The organism is Geothrix sp. (assembly GCF_030219325.1).
In the GTDB taxonomy this organism is placed as follows: Bacteria; Acidobacteriota; Holophagae; order Holophagales; family Holophagaceae; genus Geothrix.
The window spans coordinates 862,139-879,039 of record NZ_CP126625.1; the positions used below are offsets into that span (position 1 = coordinate 862,139).

The following is a 16,901-nucleotide window of genomic DNA, read 5'->3' on the forward strand; positions in this document are numbered from 1 at the left end:
GTCGTCATGGCACCCATGCCACTGAATGTCGGGAATACAGCGTTCATGCTGCTTTGCGCAAGCCTTGTCATGCTCATGACGCCGGGCCTCGCCTTCTTCTACGGCGGCCTCGTCGGGCGCAAGAACGTGCTCACGATCATGACCCAGAGCTTCGTCAGCCTCGTCTGGACCACGGTGCTCTGGTTCGCCTTCGGCTATTCCATGTGCTTCGGCCCGACCTGGCACGGCATCGTCGGCGATCCCACCTACTACGCCTTCCTGAAGGGCATCACGCTGCACACCATGTACACGGGCAACGACGCAGGCATCCCGCTCATCGTCCACGTGTCGTACCAGATGATGTTCGCCATCATCACGCCGGCCCTCATCACCGGCGCCTTCGCCAACCGCGTGACCTTCAAGGCCTACTTCATGTTCCTCACGGGCTGGCTGGTCTTCGTGTACTTCCCCTTCGTCCACATGGTGTGGAGCCCCGAGGGCATCCTGGCCAAGTGGGGCGTCCTGGACTTCGCGGGCGGCATCGTGGTGCACAACACCGCGGGCTTCGCGGCCCTGGCCTCCATCCTCTATGTGGGCCGCCGCAAGATCGTCGAGAACATTCCCCACAATGTGCCCCTCATCGCCCTGGGCACCGGCCTGCTCTGGTTCGGCTGGTACGGCTTCAACGCCGGCTCCGAACTGAAGGTGGATGAGATCACGGCCAGCGCCTACCTGAACACGGACATCGCGGCCTCCTTCGCGGGCGCCACCTGGCTGCTGGTCGAGTGGATGAATGCCAAGCAGCCCAAGTTCGTGGGTCTGCTCACCGGCGCCGTGGCGGGCCTGGCCACCATCACGCCGGCCGCGGGCTACGTGTCCCTCAGCACGGCGGCCCTCATCGGCATCATGGCCGGCGTGATCTGCTACTACGCCGTGGCCCTGAAGAACAAGCTGGGCTGGGACGACGCGCTGGACGTCTGGGGCGTGCATGGCGTGGGCGGCCTCATCGGCGTGATCTTCCTGGGCATCTTCGCTTCCAAGGCCTGGAACGCCGCCGGCTCGGACGGTCTGCTGCTCGGCAACGTGGGCTTCTTCGGCAAGCAGCTGGCGGCCGTGGCCATCTCCTCCGTGTGGGCCTTCGCCTTCACCTACGGCATGCTCTGGATCATTGACCGCATCACTCCGGTGCGCGTGGGAATCACGGCCGAAGAGAAGGGGCTCGACACCGAGCTGCATGGCGAAGAGGCCTATCCCCAGGGGCTCTGAGCTTCTGGATGAACCACGGCGCGCCCCGGCCCTGGGAGGCTCTGGGCGCGCCGTGCTGCATGGCCAGGATCTCTGTGCGGTTCATTTTCTGCTGATGAAGGAATCGGAATCATGCGAACTCTGTCGCCTCTCCTCCCGTTGGTCGCCACCACCCTCCTGGCCCAGGCGCCTTCCCCGGGCACCACTCCCACGCTGAAATGGCGGGGTTCCCTCTGGGCATCGGCCGTGACGCAGAACCGCGACACGACCGATGGTTCGCTGGCGTTCCGGCCCCTGGAGGCCGGGCAGGGCCAGTTCACGCTGGATGGCCTCATGCTCGGCGTGGATGCGACCCTCACCAGCGGCTGGTCCGCCAAGGCCACGCTGCTGACGGGTCAGGCGGGCAAGGTCGTCCAGAGCACCACCGGCGACAGCGGCACCATCGCGCCGGTGGAGGCCATGCTGGTCTGGACGGGGGAGCGTGACACCTTCCGCATCGGCCGGATGATCACCTTCATCGGCATGGAATTCCTGGATGGCGTGCAGGACGTGACGGCCAGCCGGGGTCTGCTGTTCAGCTTCGTGGATCCCTTCGGCCAGGTCGGCATCAACTGGCACCACGCCTTCAGCCCGGTCTGGAGCACGGATGTCTGGGCCTTCAATGGCGAGGACCGGACCCGCGACAACAACCACGGCAAAACCGTGGGCCTGGGGCTCACCTACAACCATGCGGGTTCCCAGGACAACTTCCTGTCGCTGCACGCCTATTCGGGATCCGAGCAGGATGGGTTCGGCGCTGCGGCCAACACCGGCGCCGAAGGGCGCAAGCGCGAGCGGCTCTGCCTCATGGGCCAGTGGATCGCCGGGGCCTCCACCTTCCAGTGGGAGGCCTCCCTGGGCCGCGAGTCCTTCGCGACGGGCAGCATCCTGGGCGCCACCGCGCCGGCAACGGCCACCTGGCGCGGGTACGGATTCATCTGCAAGCGGGAACTCATGCCCTCGGTGAGCCTCTTCGCCCGGGCGGAGTGGCTGTCGGATGACCTGGGCGTGCGCCTGTCCGCGGATCCCACGATCCGGGAAGGGCTGGGGCTCGCCGGCCCCATCGCCTATGCCGGCCGGATGGGGGCGAACCTCCAGGCCCAGGGGATCTCGCTTGGGGTGGAGAAGAAGCACGGGCCCGCCTTCGCGCGCCTGGAGCTGCGCCAGGACCGGCTCAACCGGGATCTGACGGATGCGCAGGGCCGCACCTTCCGGGAGAGCGCGTCGGGGACCCTGAGCCTGGGCGCCAGTTTCTAGACCTTTTCGTCATGAATTGATCTGCGGCGGTCTGTGCCATAGCCCTGGTTTCGGCGATCGGAGACGATGGTCTGTGGAAAACCCAGGGGGGAATTCCACCTTGCGGTCTGCGTGCTAGATTTGGGCCACCGACTGCCCCCTGGCGAGAGGAGTTCCTGTGCCCGACAGCTCCGTCCAGACTGCGCTAGCCACCACCCTGACCCGGGAGCAGCGCGTCCGGCTCTATCGCACGATCTACGCCGCCCGCCGCATCGACGACAAGGAGATCACGGGCAAACGGCAGAACAAGGTCTTCTTCCAGATCAACGGCGTGGGCCACGAGGCGGTCCAGGCCGCAGCCTCCCTGGTGTTCCGCCCGGGCCATGACTGGTTCTTCTTCTACTATCGCGACCGGGCCCTGGCCTATGGTCTGGGCTATACGGCCAGGGAGATGTTCCTGGGCTCCGTGGGCGCCGTGGATGATCCCGCCAGCGGTGGCCGCCAGATGCCCAGCCACTGGGGCCACAAGGGCCTCAACATCTTCACCACCTCCAGCCCCACCGGCAGCCAGTTCCTGCAGGCCGTGGGCGCGGTCGAGGCGGTGGTGCGCGCCGAGCAGGGCGGCGTCTCGGAGCAGCTGGGCATCAAGGCCGACGAGGTGGCCCTGGTCACCACCGGCGACGGCACCTGCAGCCAGGGCGAGTTCTGGGAGGCCATCAGCAATGCCGTGAACCTGAAGGCGCCCGTGGTGTTCCTGGTGGAGGACAACGGCTATGCCATCAGCACCCCCAGCGAGGTGCAGTATCCCGGCGGCAATGTGGCGGCCCTGCTGCAGGGCTACGCGGAGCACGGCCTGTTGATCCTGGACGAGGTGGACGGCTGCGACCCCGTCGCCAGCTTTGAAGCCCTGAAGATCGCCGCCGAGCATGCCCGCACCCGCAAGGGGCCGGCCCTGGTGCGCGCCAAGGTGATCCGCCCCTACAGCCACTCGCTGTCCGATGACGAGCAGCTCTACAAGTCCAAGGCCCAGCGCGAGGCTGAGGCCCAGCGGGATCCTGTCCTCACCTACGCGAAGCAGCTGGTGACCTGGGGCGATCTCTCCGAGGCTCAGCTGCAGATGCTGAAGGATGAGGTCCAGGCGGAGATCGACGCGGCCTGGGAGGATGCGGACGCCGCCCCCCGGCCCGAGCCCGGCAGCTACTACCGGCACCTCTACAGCGAGGAGGTCGATCCCACCTCCGCCGCCTTCGATACCGAGCACGCCCCGGGCGACCAGGAGGTCGGCAAGAAGACGATGCTCGACCTCATCAATGCCACGCTGAAACATGAGATGGCGCGGGATCCCCGCATCCTGGTCTTCGGCGAGGACGTGGCCGATGCCAGCCGCGAGGAGATCCTCGACGAGGTGAAGGGGAAGGGCGGCGTCTTCAAGACCACCCATGGCCTGCAGAAGCAGTTCGGCGCCCACCGCGTGTTCAACACGCCCCTGGCCGAGGCCACCATCGTGGGTCGCGGCATCGGCTTGGCTGCGCGGGGCTTCAAGCCCGTGGCGGAGATCCAGTTCTTCGACTACATCTGGCCGGCCATGCAGCAGCTGCGGGACGAGCTGGCCAACATCCGCTGGCGCTCCCACGGGGCCTTCAAGGCGCCCATGGTGATCCGCGTGCCCATCGCCGGCTACCTCATGGGCGGCGCCACCTACCACAGCCAGTGCGGCGAGAGCACCTTCACCCACATCCCGGGCCTGCGCGTGATCTGCCCCAGCAACGCCCTGGACGCGGCGGGCCTCCTGCGCACCGCCATCCGCTGCGACGATCCGGTGCTGTTCCTGGAGCCCAAGCACCTCTACCGGCAGACCCACAACAAGGGGAACGACCCCGGCCCCGACTTCATGATCCCCTTCGGCAAGGCGCGCACCGTGCGCGAGGGCGCCGACCTGTCCGTCATCACCTACGGCTGCACCGTACACCGGGCCGTGCAGGCCGCCCGCGAGGCCGAGAAGGAGGGGATCTCGGTCGAGATCATCGACCTGCGCTCCCTGAATCCCTACGACTGGGCGGCCATCGAACGCACCGTGAAGAAGACCCATCGCGTGATCGTGGCCCACGAGGACACCCTCAGCTGGGGCTATGGCAGCGAGATCGCGGCGCGCATCGCCGATGAGCTGTTCTTCCACCTCGACGCCCCCGTGCGCCGGGTGGCGGCCAAGGACACCTGGGTGGCCTACTACCCCGCCCTGGAGGACGAGATCCTGCCCCAGCCCAAGGACTTCCTCGAGGCCTACCGGAAGCTCATGGCGGTCTGAACGGGGAAGCGGGCTAGGATGGCCCTATGTCCGGAGGGTTCATGCGCAAGGTTCTGGTCCTGCTCTGCCTCGGAGGGGTGACCGCCTTCGCCCAGGTCATCGGCACGCCGCAGTACGACACGGGCCCGCGGCTGGACTGGACCTTCGGCATCCACCGGAGCCAGCCCACCTTCTCCGCCACGGCGGTCGGCACCAAGGATGGCAAGGCCTCGTTGGTGGATACGGATGCGGACCTCGGGCTGGGCCGCTCGGGCAGCCCCACCGGCGCCTTTCTGGAGTATTCGGGGCAGGCGCATGGGTTCCGGCTGGGCTACGACGCGCTCCGGTTCGAAGGGGAACGGACCCTGACCCGGGACATCATGCTGGATGGCCAGCCCTATTCGGCCGGGACGGGACTCCGCTCGAAGGCCAAGCTCACGGTGCTCGAGGGCCTCTACACCTACAAGTTCCTCCGCCAGGCCGATGCCTGGGTCGGGCTCGACCTGGGGGTGCAGGTCCTGAAGTCCGAACTCTCGGCGCTCACCCTCTCCGGGCCCCCGGTCTCGCAGGCCCTCAGTCCGACCCTGGCCCTCCCCCAGGTGGGCATCTCGGGGTGGTCCTCCGGGGCCGGCGGACTCCTGGAATCCCGGGTCTTCTACCGCTACTTCCGGCTGCATGGGGCCACCAGCACCCGCTATGGCCTGGATGCCCGGGCCTACCTGTACCCCCGGTTCGGCCTGAGGGCCTTCTACGAGGCGGCCACGGTCAAGGCGCCGGCCGGCTCCACCCAGGGGGATCTGGACCTCCGCGCGGATTCCAGGCTGACCGGCCTGGGCCTGGTGATCCGCTTCTGAAGGCGCATCGACCCCGATGCGCCCAGGCGGGAATAAGTTGCAAAAAAAAAGAATGGACCCGGGCAATCCTGTCATGCTGTTCGCGTGACCCGCCAGGGGCGGACCTCACGCCATGCTATGACGGCCTTGTCTGGGGAAAGTCATCGCTACAACATCACCAGACATACTGCAGGAAACAGTCATGGCTCAAGGCACCGTCAAGTGGTTCAACGCTGAGAAGGGCTTCGGCTTCATCACCCCCGACGAGGGCGGCGCTGACCTCTTCGTCCACCACACCGCCATCCAGGGCGGCGGATTCCGCACGCTGGACGAGAACCAGCGCGTCAGCTTCGAAGTCGCCCAGGGCCAGAAGGGCCCCCAGGCCACCAACGTCCAGAAGCTCTAGTCACCCTCGCTTCACCCGACAGGCGGTCCTCCGGGACCGCCTGTTCGTTATGGGGTGCTAACCGCCATCGGGGGCGGGCCGTAAGGCATCCATCACCCGGAGCGCCCATGTCCGCCGCCAGCCGGAGCCTCCTCCGCGCGGGGCTCACCCTGTCCATCCTCTATTGGACGATCTCCCTCCTGGCGGGCTGGTGGCTGCCCAGCCTGCTGCTGAACGCACCGCTTCCCCCGCGGCCGGCAGGCGAAGTCGAGGCCAGCCTCGCCGCCCTGACCGGAGAGGCCGGACATTGGACGGTCCACGCCGTTCCCGGCGGCATGGGTGTCACCCTGCGGGTCCACTGGCTCCATCGGCCCCATCCGAAGGGCGCAGCGATCCTGCTTCATGGCTTTGGGGACGATGCCCTGGGCACGGCGCCGCGGCTGCGCGATCTCCCGGACCTGGATGTCCTCTGCTTCACCTTCCGAGGGCGGGATCTGGTACCTGAGACCCCCAGCACGCTGGGCGGCCATGAGCGCACGGATGTGGCCGTGGTCGTTCGCTTCCTGGAGGGGGCGGGCTGGCCAAGGGACCGCCAGGTCCTGGTGGGATGCAGCCAGGGTGCGGGTGTGGCCATCCTGGCCTTGGCGGACCTTGAGGGTCAGGGCGCGCCCCTGGCGGGCGCCCTGCTGGAGAGCCCGTTCATGGATCTCCGGGACGCCGCGCGCAATCACCTCCGGGGGACCCTGGGCCGTTTCGAGGTTCTGGCCCGGCCCGCGGAATGGATCGGGATCTGGCGCGCGGGCCGGATCGCCGGTTTCGATCCGGCGACGGTTTCTCCGGTCCGGGCCAGCCGAGGCATTCGTACCCCATTGGCCCTGCTGGCCGGCGATGCCGACCAGACCACACCCCTTCCCGGGGTCCAGGCCATCGCCCGGAACCACCCGGATCTCACCATCGTGCCGGGCGCTGACCACCTGGAAGCAGGCAGCAAGGTACCTGGCGGCTGGAAGGCCTGGGCCGACCTGCGCCTGCGGAGCTGGGGCCTGGCGTCGAAACCCTAGTGGTGGCCGTGCCCGTGGTCGTCGGCCACGGCGGGCTTGCCGATGAACTCGGGCTTGCGACCCAGGAAGATCACCCACAGGCCGTACAGGGCCAGGATGCCGAGACCCACCGCCATGAAGGTGGGACGAAGGGCGGCCAGACCGGCGGTGCGGAAGCCCAGGAGGCCCAGGATGGCGCCGAAGAAACCGACGCTGATGAGCAGAATTCCCCAGCGTGCCGCGGCCGCGGGATTCTGGCCCACTTCCTCAGGCAGGGTGCCGAGCGGGGTCTTGATCTCGCCGGCCACATGCGTGCCCTGGAAGATGAGGACGACGAAGAGGATGAAATAGAAGACCAGGAAGAGCATGGGCTGACTCCGAAGGGATCCAGCATCGCATGAAGGGCCGGGAGGGGGCGACGACGGGGATCAAAATTCGAGGGTTGACAGAATCAAACGGTTGATTAAACTCAAAAAATGGTTTAATCATTCGATTGATTTATACCCGAGGCCCTCATGATCCTTCCCGCCCTGCAAGCCGATACCCGCACCCGCCTCATCGAATCGGCCATCCTCCACTTCGCTGCCAAGGGCTTCGACGGGGCCGGCATCCGGGAGATCGCCAAGAGCGCCAATGCCAACTCGGCCCTGGTGGCCTACCACTTCTGCGGCAAGGAGGGGCTTTACACGGAGACTCTGCGGGCGATCTTCTCCCGGAAGGTCTCGCCGGTCTCCCTGCTGGCGCACCTGCCGCCGGCCGGGTCCCCCGGCGCCCGGAAGGCCGCTCTGCAGGGCTTCCAGGACTACATCCGGGCCTTCACCACCGAGATCATGTCCTGTCATGGGGCCGATCCCATCGACGAGGCGGCCATGGTCCTCATGACCCGGGAGATGCAGTCCCCCCGGCCCGCCTCCTCGGCCCTGCTCCTGGAGCACATCCAGCCCTATGTCACCTACCTGACGAACTGCCTCCAGGTCCTCCGGCCCGACCTGGACGAGGACGCGCTCTTCGCCATGGGCGTGAGCATCCAGGGGCTGATGATCCACTTCCGCAACTCCCTGGGGATCATCCGTCTCATCCGGGGCAATCCGGCCTATCCCGAGGACGCGGAGAAGCTCATCCAACACTTCATCGATTTCAGCCTGCGGGGGCTTGGCGTCCCCGAGGCCTTCCCGCAGCCGAGGAACTGACCATGCTCCTGATCCCACCCCCTGCGCTCCAGGCTCCGCTCCTGACGCCACCCCCTGCAGAGAGGCCCCAGGCCCCGCTCTCACTGGATCTCCCGGGGGCCCTGTCCCGGGCCCGGTCGGAGAACGCCATGCTCCGCGCCGCCAAGGCCCGCATCGACGAGCGCCGTGGCCTCATCACCAGCACAAGGGCGGACGCACTGCCCCAGCTGACTTTGGTGGGCGACTTCACCCGGATGCGGGATGTCTCCATGCTCAACAGCAGCTTCGCGGACCTGGCGCCTGCCATTGGCCTTCCGGTGAGCAGCCTGGTGAGCACCCGCAGCCTCTACACCACCCAGGCCAACCTCACCCAGCCCCTCTTCTACTGGGGCAAGCTGGGCACGGCCGTGGACATCGCCATGATGGGCGAGCAGGAGGCCGCCTTCGGCTACACCACGTCGGAGCTGGACGTGCTCCACGGCGTCGCGAAGGCCTTCCTGGGTGTCCTGGCGGCCCAGGCGGAGCAGGAGGTCATCGAAAGCCGGCGCAAGACCGCCGAGCAGTTCGTGTCCGACGTGAAGGCGCGGCTGGAGGCGCAGACGGCCACTGAGCTGGACCGCCTCCGGGCCGAGAGCGAGTTCCTGGCCGTGGTTCCCGAAGCCCTCCAGGCCGAGGCCCAGGTCAAGCGGGCCCTTGAGGTCCTGAATGGCCAGCTGGGGCTGGATCCCAAGACGCCGCTCGCGCTTGCGGGCCTCGGATTGCCGGAGGCCACCGCCAAGCCCGCCGGCGCCGAGCGCAGCGAGCTGGCCCAGCTGAAGCAGCAGGAGGCGATGTACCGCGCCAACGACAAGATCATCAAGTCCGACCTGCGTCCCAAATTCGACCTCAGCGCCAGCTACGGGTACCAGGCCGGCAAATCGGACAACCTCTTCAAGGATCCCTACGACACCTGGAAGGTGAGCCTCACCATGAAGTTCCCGGTCTTCGACGGGCTGCGCAGCTCGGGCAAGCGGGCCCAGAACAACGCCCAGCTGGAGCAGGTGAAGCAGATGCGCGTGGACCGCGAGCGGTCCGTGGCCATCGAGCAGAGCACTGCCGACCGCGAACTGGAGAAGGCCATCGCCCTGAACGAGGCCGCGCGCCGCGCCCATGACGCCGCCCTCGAGGCGCTGCGCATGAGCCGCGAATCCTTCGACCAGGGCCTCATCACGTCCCTCGACCTGCTCCAGGCGGAGCGCGCAGAACGGCAGGCCGAAAGCCAGCGCCGCCGGGCGGAGCTGGGCCTCTGGTCCGCCCGCTTCGATCAGCGCCGCTCTCTGGGCCTGCCCCCTCTCTGATCTCGACGAATTCTTTGGAGCTGACCATGAACCGCAAAACCGTCTTCTACATCGCCCTGCCCATCGCGGTGATCGCCGGGGCCGCCACCTTCCACCGCAGCCAGCGCAACGATGAGCTGAGCCACCAGGCCACCGTGAAAGGCGAGGGCACGGTGGCCGTCACCCTGGTCAACGTCCAGGAGCGCAGCTTCCGTCCCGCCGTGGCCTTCACCGGCACGATGCTGGCCGTGAACCGCGCTGAGCTCAAGGCCGAGGTCACTGGCCGCGTCACCCGCGTGGCGGTGCAGGAGGGCGACACCGTTGCCGCGGGCGCCCTGCTCGGGGCCCAGGACGAGGACGACTACGTGCTGGGGCTGCAGGCCGCCGAGGCCCAGGTGGCTCAGGCCAAGGCCCAGGCCCTGCAGGCCCAGCGGGACAATGACCGTTCCGTGGCGCTGCTGGAGAAACGCAGCATCACCCGCCAGGCGGCCCAGCAGGCCGAGACCGCCTACAACGCCACCAAGGCCGCGGCTCAGGCCGCGGAGAGCAACCTGGGCCTGGCCCGCCTGCGTCTGAAGAAGGCCCGCCTGGTGGCGCCCTTCGCGGGCCAGGTGGCCCGCCGCATGGTGCAGCCCGGCGAGATGCTGAACCCCGGCCAGACCGCCTTCGAAGTGGTGGACAACCGCAAGCTGGAGATCCGCGCCGACCTGCCCACCGAGGCCATGGCCCAGGTGAAGGTGGGCCAGCGGGCCACCTTCCGCGCCATCGGCCTGGACCGCCTCGTGGAGGGCCGGGTCGCCCAGGTGAGCCCCAGCCTCTCCCAGGATGGCCGCACCCTGCGCGTCCGGGTCGAGGTCCCCAATCCCGACGGCCAGCTCAAGGGCGGGCTCTTCGTGGAAGGCGTGATCCTGGGTGAGGGCGAGACCAGGAGCGCGGCCCTGCCGGCCACCCTGCTGAAGCCCCAGGACCGCGACGCCGAGCTCTTCATCTCCGAACAGGGCGTGGCCGCCCGCCGCAAGGTGGTGCTGGGCGCGGAGCAGGACGGCTACCGACCGATCAGCGGCCTGGCCGTGGGCACCCAGGTCATCGACAGTGGCAAGGATCTCGTGGGCGTGGGCAGCCGCCTGCGCGTCTCCACGCCCGCCGCCGGGGGGAAGTGAGCCATGTTCCTGTCTGACCTCTCCATCCGCCGACCCGTATTCACCGTCTGCATCATGCTGGCCCTGGTGGTGCTGGGCCTCTTCTCCGTGAAGAGCCTGGGCATCGACCAGTACCCCAACACGGACATCCCCACCGTCACCGTCTCCGTCATCTACCCCGGCGCCAGCCCCGAGTCCGTCAAGCAGGACGTGGTGCGCAAGATCGAGGAGGCCGTCAACCCCATCGAGAAGATCAAGGAGATCAGCTCCACCAGCCAGGAGGGCCTCGGCACCCTGGTGATCCAGTTCCAGCTGGGCCGCAACGTGGACAACGCGCTCAACGACGTGCGCACCAAGATCGGCCAGATCCGGCGCGACCTCCCGAACAACATCGAGGAGCCCGTCATCTCCAAGTTCGACCCGGCCTCGCTGCCGGTGCTCTCCCTGGTGGTGCAGCCTGACGCGAAGCACCAGGGCATGAACGACCGCGAGCTCACCCGTGTCGCCGAGGACTTCCTCAAGCGCCGCATCGAGAACATCCCCGGCGTGGGCAAGGTGGAACCGGCGGGTGTCAGCACCCGCGAGATCCTCGTCCAGATCGATCCCCAGAAGCTCGAAGCCCAGGGCCTGGCCCTGGGGGCCGTGAAGAGCGCCCTGGCCAATGACACGCTGGCCATCCCCAGCGGCAACCTGCTCCAGGGCAGCCGCGAGGTCTCGGTCAAGGTGGACGCCAAGGCCCGGACCGTGGACGACTTCAACCATGTGATCGTGGGCAACAAGGAAGGCCGGCCCATCGAGCTGCAGGAAGTGGCGAAGATCGTCGACGGCATCAAGGAGAAGCGCAGCCTGGCCCGCCTGGGCGGCAAGGACGTGGTCGCCCTGGAGATCCAGCGCCAGGTCGGCGGCAACACCGTGGCCATGGTCACCGCCGTGGAGAAGGCCCTCCACGAGCTGAAGCCCGAGCTGCAGCAGCAGGGCGTCGAGGTGGTCACCGCCAAGGACAACGCCCGCTTCATCATCAACAACGTGGAGGACGTGAACATCTCCATCTACGTGGGCGGCCTGCTCACGGTGATCATCGTCTTCTACTTCCTGAAGAGCTGGCGCTCCACGCTCATCACCAGCCTCACCCTGCCCGTGTCCGTGATCTCCACCTTCATCGTCATGCGGGCCCTGGACTTCACGCTGAACACCATGACCCTCATGGGCCTCAGCCTGGCCATCGGCATCCTCATCGACGACGCCATCGTGGTCCGCGAGAACATCACGCGGCACGCGGAGATGGGCAAAGACCACGTCACGGCGGCCCGGGAGGGCACGGCCGAGATCGGTCCCGCGGTCATCGCCACCACCCTGTCCATCCTGGCGGTGTTCGTGCCCGTGGCCTTCATGGGCGGCATCGTGGGCAAGTTCTTCTTCCCCTTCGGCATCGTCGTGGCCTTCGCCGTGGCGGTCTCGCTGTTCGTGAGCTTCACGCTGGACCCCATGCTCAGCGCCGTGTGGCCCGATCCCGAGCACGAGAAGAGCGCCGACGGCCACGTCCACTACCAGGGCCGCAACTGGATCATGCGCAGCGTGGAGGCCTTCGGCCGCGTGCTCGACCGCTGGGAGGCCCTATACAAGACGGCCATCGAATGGGCCTTGAATCACCGCTGGATCGTGATGCTTTCGGGCGCCGGGAGTTTTGTCCTCGCCATTATTCTCATCGGCCTGCTCGGCAACAACTTCATGCCCGACTTCGACCGGGGCGATTTGCAGGTGACCTTCAAGACGGAACCCGGTGCCAGCCTGAGCACCACCCGCGACAAGGCCCTGGCCCTGGAGACCACCATCAAGAACGTGCCCGGCGTGGAACTCACCTACACCACCATCGGCACGGGCCTCAACGGCACCGTCAACTCCGGCGGCATCTACGTGAAGCTGAAGGAGGGGCGCCGCCCCAACCACGTGAAGATCCGCCGCCAGATCCGCGAGGGCTTCCGCGCCGTGCCCGGCGTGGATGCCGCCGTGGGCCCCGTGAACGACTGGGGCATGGCCTTCCCCATCATGGTGGCCGTGCAGGCGCCGGAGCGGGATGCGGTCATCCAGGCGGTTCCCCTGGTGAAGGAGGCGCTGAAGAGCGTCCCCGGCGCCGTGGATGTCACCACCAGCCTGGACAGCGGCAAGCCGGAATTGCGGCTGGTCATCGATCGCAAGGCCGCCTCCGACCTGGGCGTGAGCCCGGCCCTGGTGGCCCAGATGGTGCGGCCCCTCGTGGATGGCGAGAAGGTGGCCAAGTACGAGGACGAGAAGGGCGAGCAGCGCGATGTGCGCGTCCGCCTCGAGGACCAGCAGCGGCGCTTCACCACCCAGCTGGCCAACATGACCGTGCAGAGTACCAAGGACCTGGGCGGCGGCAAGCATCCCCTGGTGCGCCTCAACCAGGTGGTGCGCTTCGAGGAGGGCCTCGCGCCCGCCAAGCTCCAGCGCCACGATCTGATGGAGGAAGTGGAGGTGAACGCCAACTTCGACGGCTCCACCCTGGGTGAAGTGAGCGCCGGCGCCGCCCAGAAGGTGGCGGAGCTGAAGGCCAGCGGCCAGCTGCCCGAAGGCGTCCGCGTGGAGTTCCTGGGCCAGACCCGGGACAGCAAGGAGACCGCCGGCTACATGGGCACCTCGCTGCTGCTCGCGGTGTTCTTCATCTACTTCGTGCTGGCCAGCCAGTTCGAGAGCTTCAAGCTGCCCGTGGCCATCATGGCCAGCCTGCCGCTCTCCATGGTGGGCATGGTGCTCATGCTCCTCGTCACGGGCGACTCCATGTCCATGATGACGAGCATCGGCATGATCCTGCTCATGGGCCTGGTCACCAAGAACGCCATCCTGCTGGTGGATCACGCCCTGCATCTGGAACGCGAGGAGGGCATCACCCGCCGCCAGGCCATCATCCGCGCGGGCACCGTGCGGCTGCGGCCCATCCTCATGACCAGCTTCGCCATGATCGGCGGCATGCTCCCGCTCTTCCTGGCCCTGGGCGCCGGCGCCGAGATGCGCGCCCCCATGGCCCGCGCCGTGGTGGGCGGGCTCATCACCTCGACCATGCTCACGCTCATCGTGGTGCCCGTGTTCTTCGAGATCCTCGAGGACTTCACCCTGGCCAAGGCCTGGGCGTGGACGCGCCGCCGCCTCGGCATGACCGTGGTCGAGCCGGAGCCTGACCAGCCTCTCGCGGAGGCGCCGGATGCCTGATCCCGCCTTCTACACCGCCGTGGAGACCCGGCGCACCGTGCGGGATTTCCTCCCGGAGACCGTCCCACAGGAGGTGCTGGACCGCGCCGTGGATGCCGCGCGGCTCGCGCCCAGCTCCAGCAACCTGCAGCCCTGGGAGTTCGTGGTCATCCGCGATCCCAAGATACGCCAGGCGGCCAATGCCGCCTGCCTGGACCAGCTGCCGGCCAAGACCGCCCCGGTCCTCATCGCCCTGGTGACCCACCGGGACACCTGGCGTCGGAACCGGGACGAGATCCTGCGGATCTTCGAGGGCCGCGGCCCCCTGCGACCCAGCCAGGCCGCCTACTACCGGAAGATCATCCCCCTGATCTACACCACGGGGCCCTTCGGCCTCCTCGGGCCGCTGAAGCGGGCCTTCAGCCGCGTGGCCTCGCTCTTCAAGCCCACGCCGAACCTCATGTCCCGTGCGGACATCCGCGTCATGGCCCACAAGAGCACGGCCCTGGCCGCCGCCACCTTCATGCTCGCCCTGCGGGCCGAGGGTTACGACACCTGCCCCATGGAGGGCTTCGACCCCTGGCGGGCCAAGGCGCTGCTCGGCCTGCCCCGGAACGCCGAGGTCAACATGTTCCTGGCCGTGGGCCGGCGCAGCGAGACGGGCGTCTGGTGGGACCGGGTGCTCATGCCTCGGGACTGGGTGGTCCGGGAGATCTGAGCGGATTCCCGCCTGGGTCCAGGACTTCGCCCACCAGCTTTCGAAGTTCCCGCACCGGGTAGGGTTTCGGCAGGAACTGGACCTGTCCCTGGGCCACCAGGTCCCGGGCGGCGGCGTCCGTGTCGTAGCCACTGCTGAGGATGATGGGGAGCCCAGGCTGGAGCCGCCGCAGCTCGGTGAAGGTCTCGATGCCATCCATGCGGGGCATGGTGAGGTCGAGCAGGACGAGGCGGATCCGGTCCCGGTGGTCCAGGAACCGGACCACGGCTTCGGCGCCGTCGCGGGCGCGGATGACGTCAAAGCCCATGGACTCCAGGGCCGAGGCCGCGAAGTCCAGGACCATGGGTTCGTCGTCGGCCACCAGGACCAGGCCCTGGAAGACCTGCCTGGGGCCGGAGTCCTCCAGCTGGGGGGGCTGCAGCGGTTCCTCGGTGGCGGGGAAGAGGATGCGGAAGGTCGTGCCCGCGCCCGGCACGCTGCGGATGACCATCCCGGCCTGGTGGGCCTTGAGGATCCCGTGCATGGCCGAGAGCCCCAGCCCGTGGCCCATGGACTTGGTGGTGAAGAAGGGGTCGAAGATACGCTCCACCAGCTCGGGGCCCATGCCGCAGCCCGTGTCCGTCACTTCCAGAACCGCGTAGCGCCCCGCTGCCAGGCCCTGGGTCGGGCAGAGGGCTTCGAGCTGCGGCCGGTCGAAGTCCTCCCCCAGGGTGCGGACGGTGATGGAACCCTCCTCCTGGCCGATGGCTTCCGCGGCATTCGTCACCAGGTTCAGCACCACCTGCTGGATCTGCGCCGCATCCGCCAGGACGGGGGGCAGCGCCGGGGCCAGGTCGAGGTCCAGGTCCGTCTTCTTCGACAGGGTGACCTGCAGGAGGTGGGTCATCTCCGACACGACATGGTTCAGGTCCAGGGGCTTCACGACGAAGTGGCCGCGGCCGGAGTAGGCCAGCATCTGCCGGGTGAGATCCGTAGCCTTCTGGACGGCCTTCTCGGCCTGGTCCAGCGAGCGGCGGGCCGGATCCTCCGGGGCGAGGCGCATCTGCGCCAGGTTGAGGTTCCCCAGCACGGCCGCCAGCAGGTTGTTGAAGTCGTGGGCGATGCCCCCCGCGAGCACGCCGAGGCTCTCGAGCCGCTGGGCATTCCGCAGGGCCTCCTGGCTGCGGAGCCGTTCCTCCTCGCGCTGGGCCAGGGCCAGGCCCGTGCGGCCCAGCTCCTCCCCCAGCTGGGCGACCTCGCGGGAGGCGCCGCGCAGCTCGGGGCGGTGGTAGAGGTTGCCCCGGCCGATGTGGCGGGAGGCGTGGACGAGCCGGCGGATGGGGTCGGCGATCATGCGGTTGCCCATGGTCCGGGCGGCCACCAGCGCAAGCAGGCCCGTGACCGCCAGCAGCAGCATGTTCCGGCGGTGGTCCCGCTGGCTCTCGCCCAGCACCCGGTACTCCGACCGCCCCACCTGGAGGAAGAGGTAGGGGCGGGACTGGTCGGAGGTGCGGATCTGGTGGAAGGCGAAGAGGGTCGACTGGCCGTCCCGCCGGGGCGCCCAGTAGGTCCCCTCCCGCTCGGCGCCCATGACCCTCCGTGCCTGATCCGGTGGCAGGGGTTTCCCCACCAGGGTTCCGTAGCGGTCGGCGATGTGGGAGAGGTGGAACAGCACGGTGCCCGCGTGATCCAGCACGGCCAGTGAGGTCTCTGTGGGCAGACCCGACCGGTTGAACAGCTCCGCGTAGCCCTCCAGGTCATAGGCGGCGGCCAGGACGGCGAGGAGCTCGCCCCGTTCGTTCATGACGGGGAGGGAGAAATGGAGCACCGGCGTGCCGGTGTCCTGGTTGAGGACGTATTCGCCCACGGTGAAGCGGCGGGTCTCCGCCGCCTCCCAGAAGTACTTGCGGTCCTTCCGCGGGATGGCGGGGCCGGGGATGGCCGCCGCGAAATCCACGCCCGCCGGATCCAGGGCGAAGATGTTCACGAAGCGGGGATCCTCCTTCTGGATGGCCCGCAGGGTCCGGCTGAAGGCTCGGCCGTCCCCGCGCCGCAGCTCCGGCAGGAAGGAGAGGGTGGTGAGCATCTGCCGGACCGAACTGGTCACCTGTTCCTGCTGGCTGGCCAGGTCGCTCACCACCTGCAGGAGGTGCTCCTGGGCCCGGACCTTCGCGTCATCCCGGCGTTCGAGATTGGCGGCGTACTGGATGGCCAGGGCCGGGAGCAGGGCGAGCAGCACCACCCAGGTCAGGTGGGTGCCAAGGCTCCATCTGCGTTTCACCGACCCTGCGAGGGACATGCCTCCCGACCTTTCTGACAGACACTTACGGGTTCA

At 68.0% G+C, this 16,901-nt stretch carries 13 protein-coding genes; 11 read left to right on the forward strand and 2 right to left on the reverse strand.

Features of this window, described 5'->3' with window-relative positions; genetic code table 11:
- The first annotated feature begins 15 nt into the window (after window positions 1-15).
- The 6 genes from QOZ81_RS03845 (at window position 16) to QOZ81_RS03870 (ending at window position 7,062) form a co-directional block, all read left to right on the forward strand.
- Window positions 16-1,245: an ammonium transporter gene (locus QOZ81_RS03845; protein ID WP_366082992.1), complete on the forward strand. Its 1,230-nt coding sequence runs from the start codon at window positions 16-18 to the stop codon at window positions 1,243-1,245.
- A gap of 111 nt (window positions 1,246-1,356) precedes the next feature.
- On the forward strand, window positions 1,357-2,520 hold the full coding sequence (locus QOZ81_RS03850) for an outer membrane beta-barrel protein (protein ID WP_291201371.1): 1,164 nt from the start codon (window positions 1,357-1,359) through the stop codon (window positions 2,518-2,520).
- Window positions 2,521-2,677: 157 nt separating this feature from the next.
- Window positions 2,678-4,804, forward strand: a complete 2,127-nt coding sequence (locus QOZ81_RS03855) for an alpha-ketoacid dehydrogenase subunit alpha/beta (protein WP_291201368.1) — start codon at window positions 2,678-2,680, stop codon at window positions 4,802-4,804.
- Between the two features lie 41 nt (window positions 4,805-4,845).
- Entirely contained in the window at window positions 4,846-5,637 is a 792-nt protein-coding gene (locus tag QOZ81_RS03860; protein WP_291201365.1) for a hypothetical protein, read from the forward strand.
- A gap of 181 nt (window positions 5,638-5,818) precedes the next feature.
- Complete coding sequence (locus tag QOZ81_RS03865) at window positions 5,819-6,022, forward strand: cold-shock protein (RefSeq protein WP_243287678.1); 204 nt, start codon at window positions 5,819-5,821, stop codon at window positions 6,020-6,022.
- Window positions 6,023-6,129: 107 nt separating this feature from the next.
- Window positions 6,130-7,062: an alpha/beta hydrolase gene (locus tag QOZ81_RS03870; protein ID WP_291201357.1), complete on the forward strand. Its 933-nt coding sequence runs from the start codon at window positions 6,130-6,132 to the stop codon at window positions 7,060-7,062.
- Here QOZ81_RS03870 and QOZ81_RS03875 read toward each other — a convergent pair.
- On the reverse strand, window positions 7,059-7,409 hold the full coding sequence (locus tag QOZ81_RS03875) for a hypothetical protein (protein WP_291201354.1): 351 nt from the start codon (window positions 7,407-7,409) through the stop codon (window positions 7,059-7,061). The two genes, QOZ81_RS03870 and QOZ81_RS03875, sit on opposite strands and share 4 nt — an antisense overlap.
- A gap of 147 nt (window positions 7,410-7,556) precedes the next feature.
- Between QOZ81_RS03875 and QOZ81_RS03880 the strand changes: the two genes are divergently transcribed.
- Genes QOZ81_RS03880 through QOZ81_RS03900 form a run of 5 tightly spaced genes read left to right on the forward strand, consistent with a single transcriptional unit; the run spans window position 7,557 to window position 14,587 of the window.
- A complete protein-coding gene (locus QOZ81_RS03880) occupies window positions 7,557-8,231 on the forward strand; it encodes a TetR/AcrR family transcriptional regulator (RefSeq protein WP_291201351.1) in 675 nt (224 codons plus the stop codon).
- Between the two features lie 2 nt (window positions 8,232-8,233).
- On the forward strand, window positions 8,234-9,547 hold the full coding sequence (locus tag QOZ81_RS03885) for a TolC family protein (protein WP_291201348.1): 1,314 nt from the start codon (window positions 8,234-8,236) through the stop codon (window positions 9,545-9,547).
- Window positions 9,548-9,573: 26 nt separating this feature from the next.
- On the forward strand, window positions 9,574-10,686 hold the full coding sequence (locus tag QOZ81_RS03890; protein WP_291201345.1) for an efflux RND transporter periplasmic adaptor subunit: 1,113 nt from the start codon (window positions 9,574-9,576) through the stop codon (window positions 10,684-10,686).
- Window positions 10,687-10,689: 3 nt separating this feature from the next.
- Window positions 10,690-13,890, forward strand: coding sequence for an efflux RND transporter permease subunit (locus QOZ81_RS03895; protein WP_291201342.1), 3,201 nt, complete (start codon window positions 10,690-10,692; stop codon window positions 13,888-13,890).
- Window positions 13,883-14,587: a nitroreductase family protein gene (locus QOZ81_RS03900; RefSeq protein WP_291201340.1), complete on the forward strand. Its 705-nt coding sequence runs from the start codon at window positions 13,883-13,885 to the stop codon at window positions 14,585-14,587. The genes QOZ81_RS03895 and QOZ81_RS03900 overlap by 8 nt, the downstream gene beginning before the upstream one ends.
- Here QOZ81_RS03900 and QOZ81_RS03905 read toward each other — a convergent pair.
- Window positions 14,553-16,847 carry a hybrid sensor histidine kinase/response regulator gene (locus QOZ81_RS03905; RefSeq protein WP_300715347.1) on the reverse strand — a complete coding sequence of 765 codons (2,295 nt, stop codon included), beginning with the start codon at window positions 16,845-16,847 and terminating at the stop codon, window positions 14,553-14,555. The two genes, QOZ81_RS03900 and QOZ81_RS03905, sit on opposite strands and share 35 nt — an antisense overlap.
- Window positions 16,848-16,901 lie beyond the last annotated feature (54 nt).

Coding starts and splice junctions, on each gene's coding strand:
- QOZ81_RS03845 (WP_366082992.1), top strand. CDS start 16: ATGCCACTGAATGTCGGGAATACAGCGTTCATGCTGCTTTGCGCAAGC.
- QOZ81_RS03850 (WP_291201371.1), top strand. CDS start 1,357: ATGCGAACTCTGTCGCCTCTCCTCCCGTTGGTCGCCACCACCCTCCTG.
- QOZ81_RS03860 (WP_291201365.1), top strand. CDS start 4,846: ATGCGCAAGGTTCTGGTCCTGCTCTGCCTCGGAGGGGTGACCGCCTTC.
- QOZ81_RS03865 (WP_243287678.1), top strand. CDS start 5,819: ATGGCTCAAGGCACCGTCAAGTGGTTCAACGCTGAGAAGGGCTTCGGC.
- QOZ81_RS03870 (WP_291201357.1), top strand. CDS start 6,130: ATGTCCGCCGCCAGCCGGAGCCTCCTCCGCGCGGGGCTCACCCTGTCC.
- QOZ81_RS03875 (WP_291201354.1), bottom strand. CDS start 7,409: ATGCTCTTCCTGGTCTTCTATTTCATCCTCTTCGTCGTCCTCATCTTC.
- QOZ81_RS03880 (WP_291201351.1), top strand. CDS start 7,557: ATGATCCTTCCCGCCCTGCAAGCCGATACCCGCACCCGCCTCATCGAA.
- QOZ81_RS03885 (WP_291201348.1), top strand. CDS start 8,234: ATGCTCCTGATCCCACCCCCTGCGCTCCAGGCTCCGCTCCTGACGCCA.
- QOZ81_RS03890 (WP_291201345.1), top strand. CDS start 9,574: ATGAACCGCAAAACCGTCTTCTACATCGCCCTGCCCATCGCGGTGATC.
- QOZ81_RS03895 (WP_291201342.1), top strand. CDS start 10,690: ATGTTCCTGTCTGACCTCTCCATCCGCCGACCCGTATTCACCGTCTGC.
- QOZ81_RS03900 (WP_291201340.1), top strand. CDS start 13,883: ATGCCTGATCCCGCCTTCTACACCGCCGTGGAGACCCGGCGCACCGTG.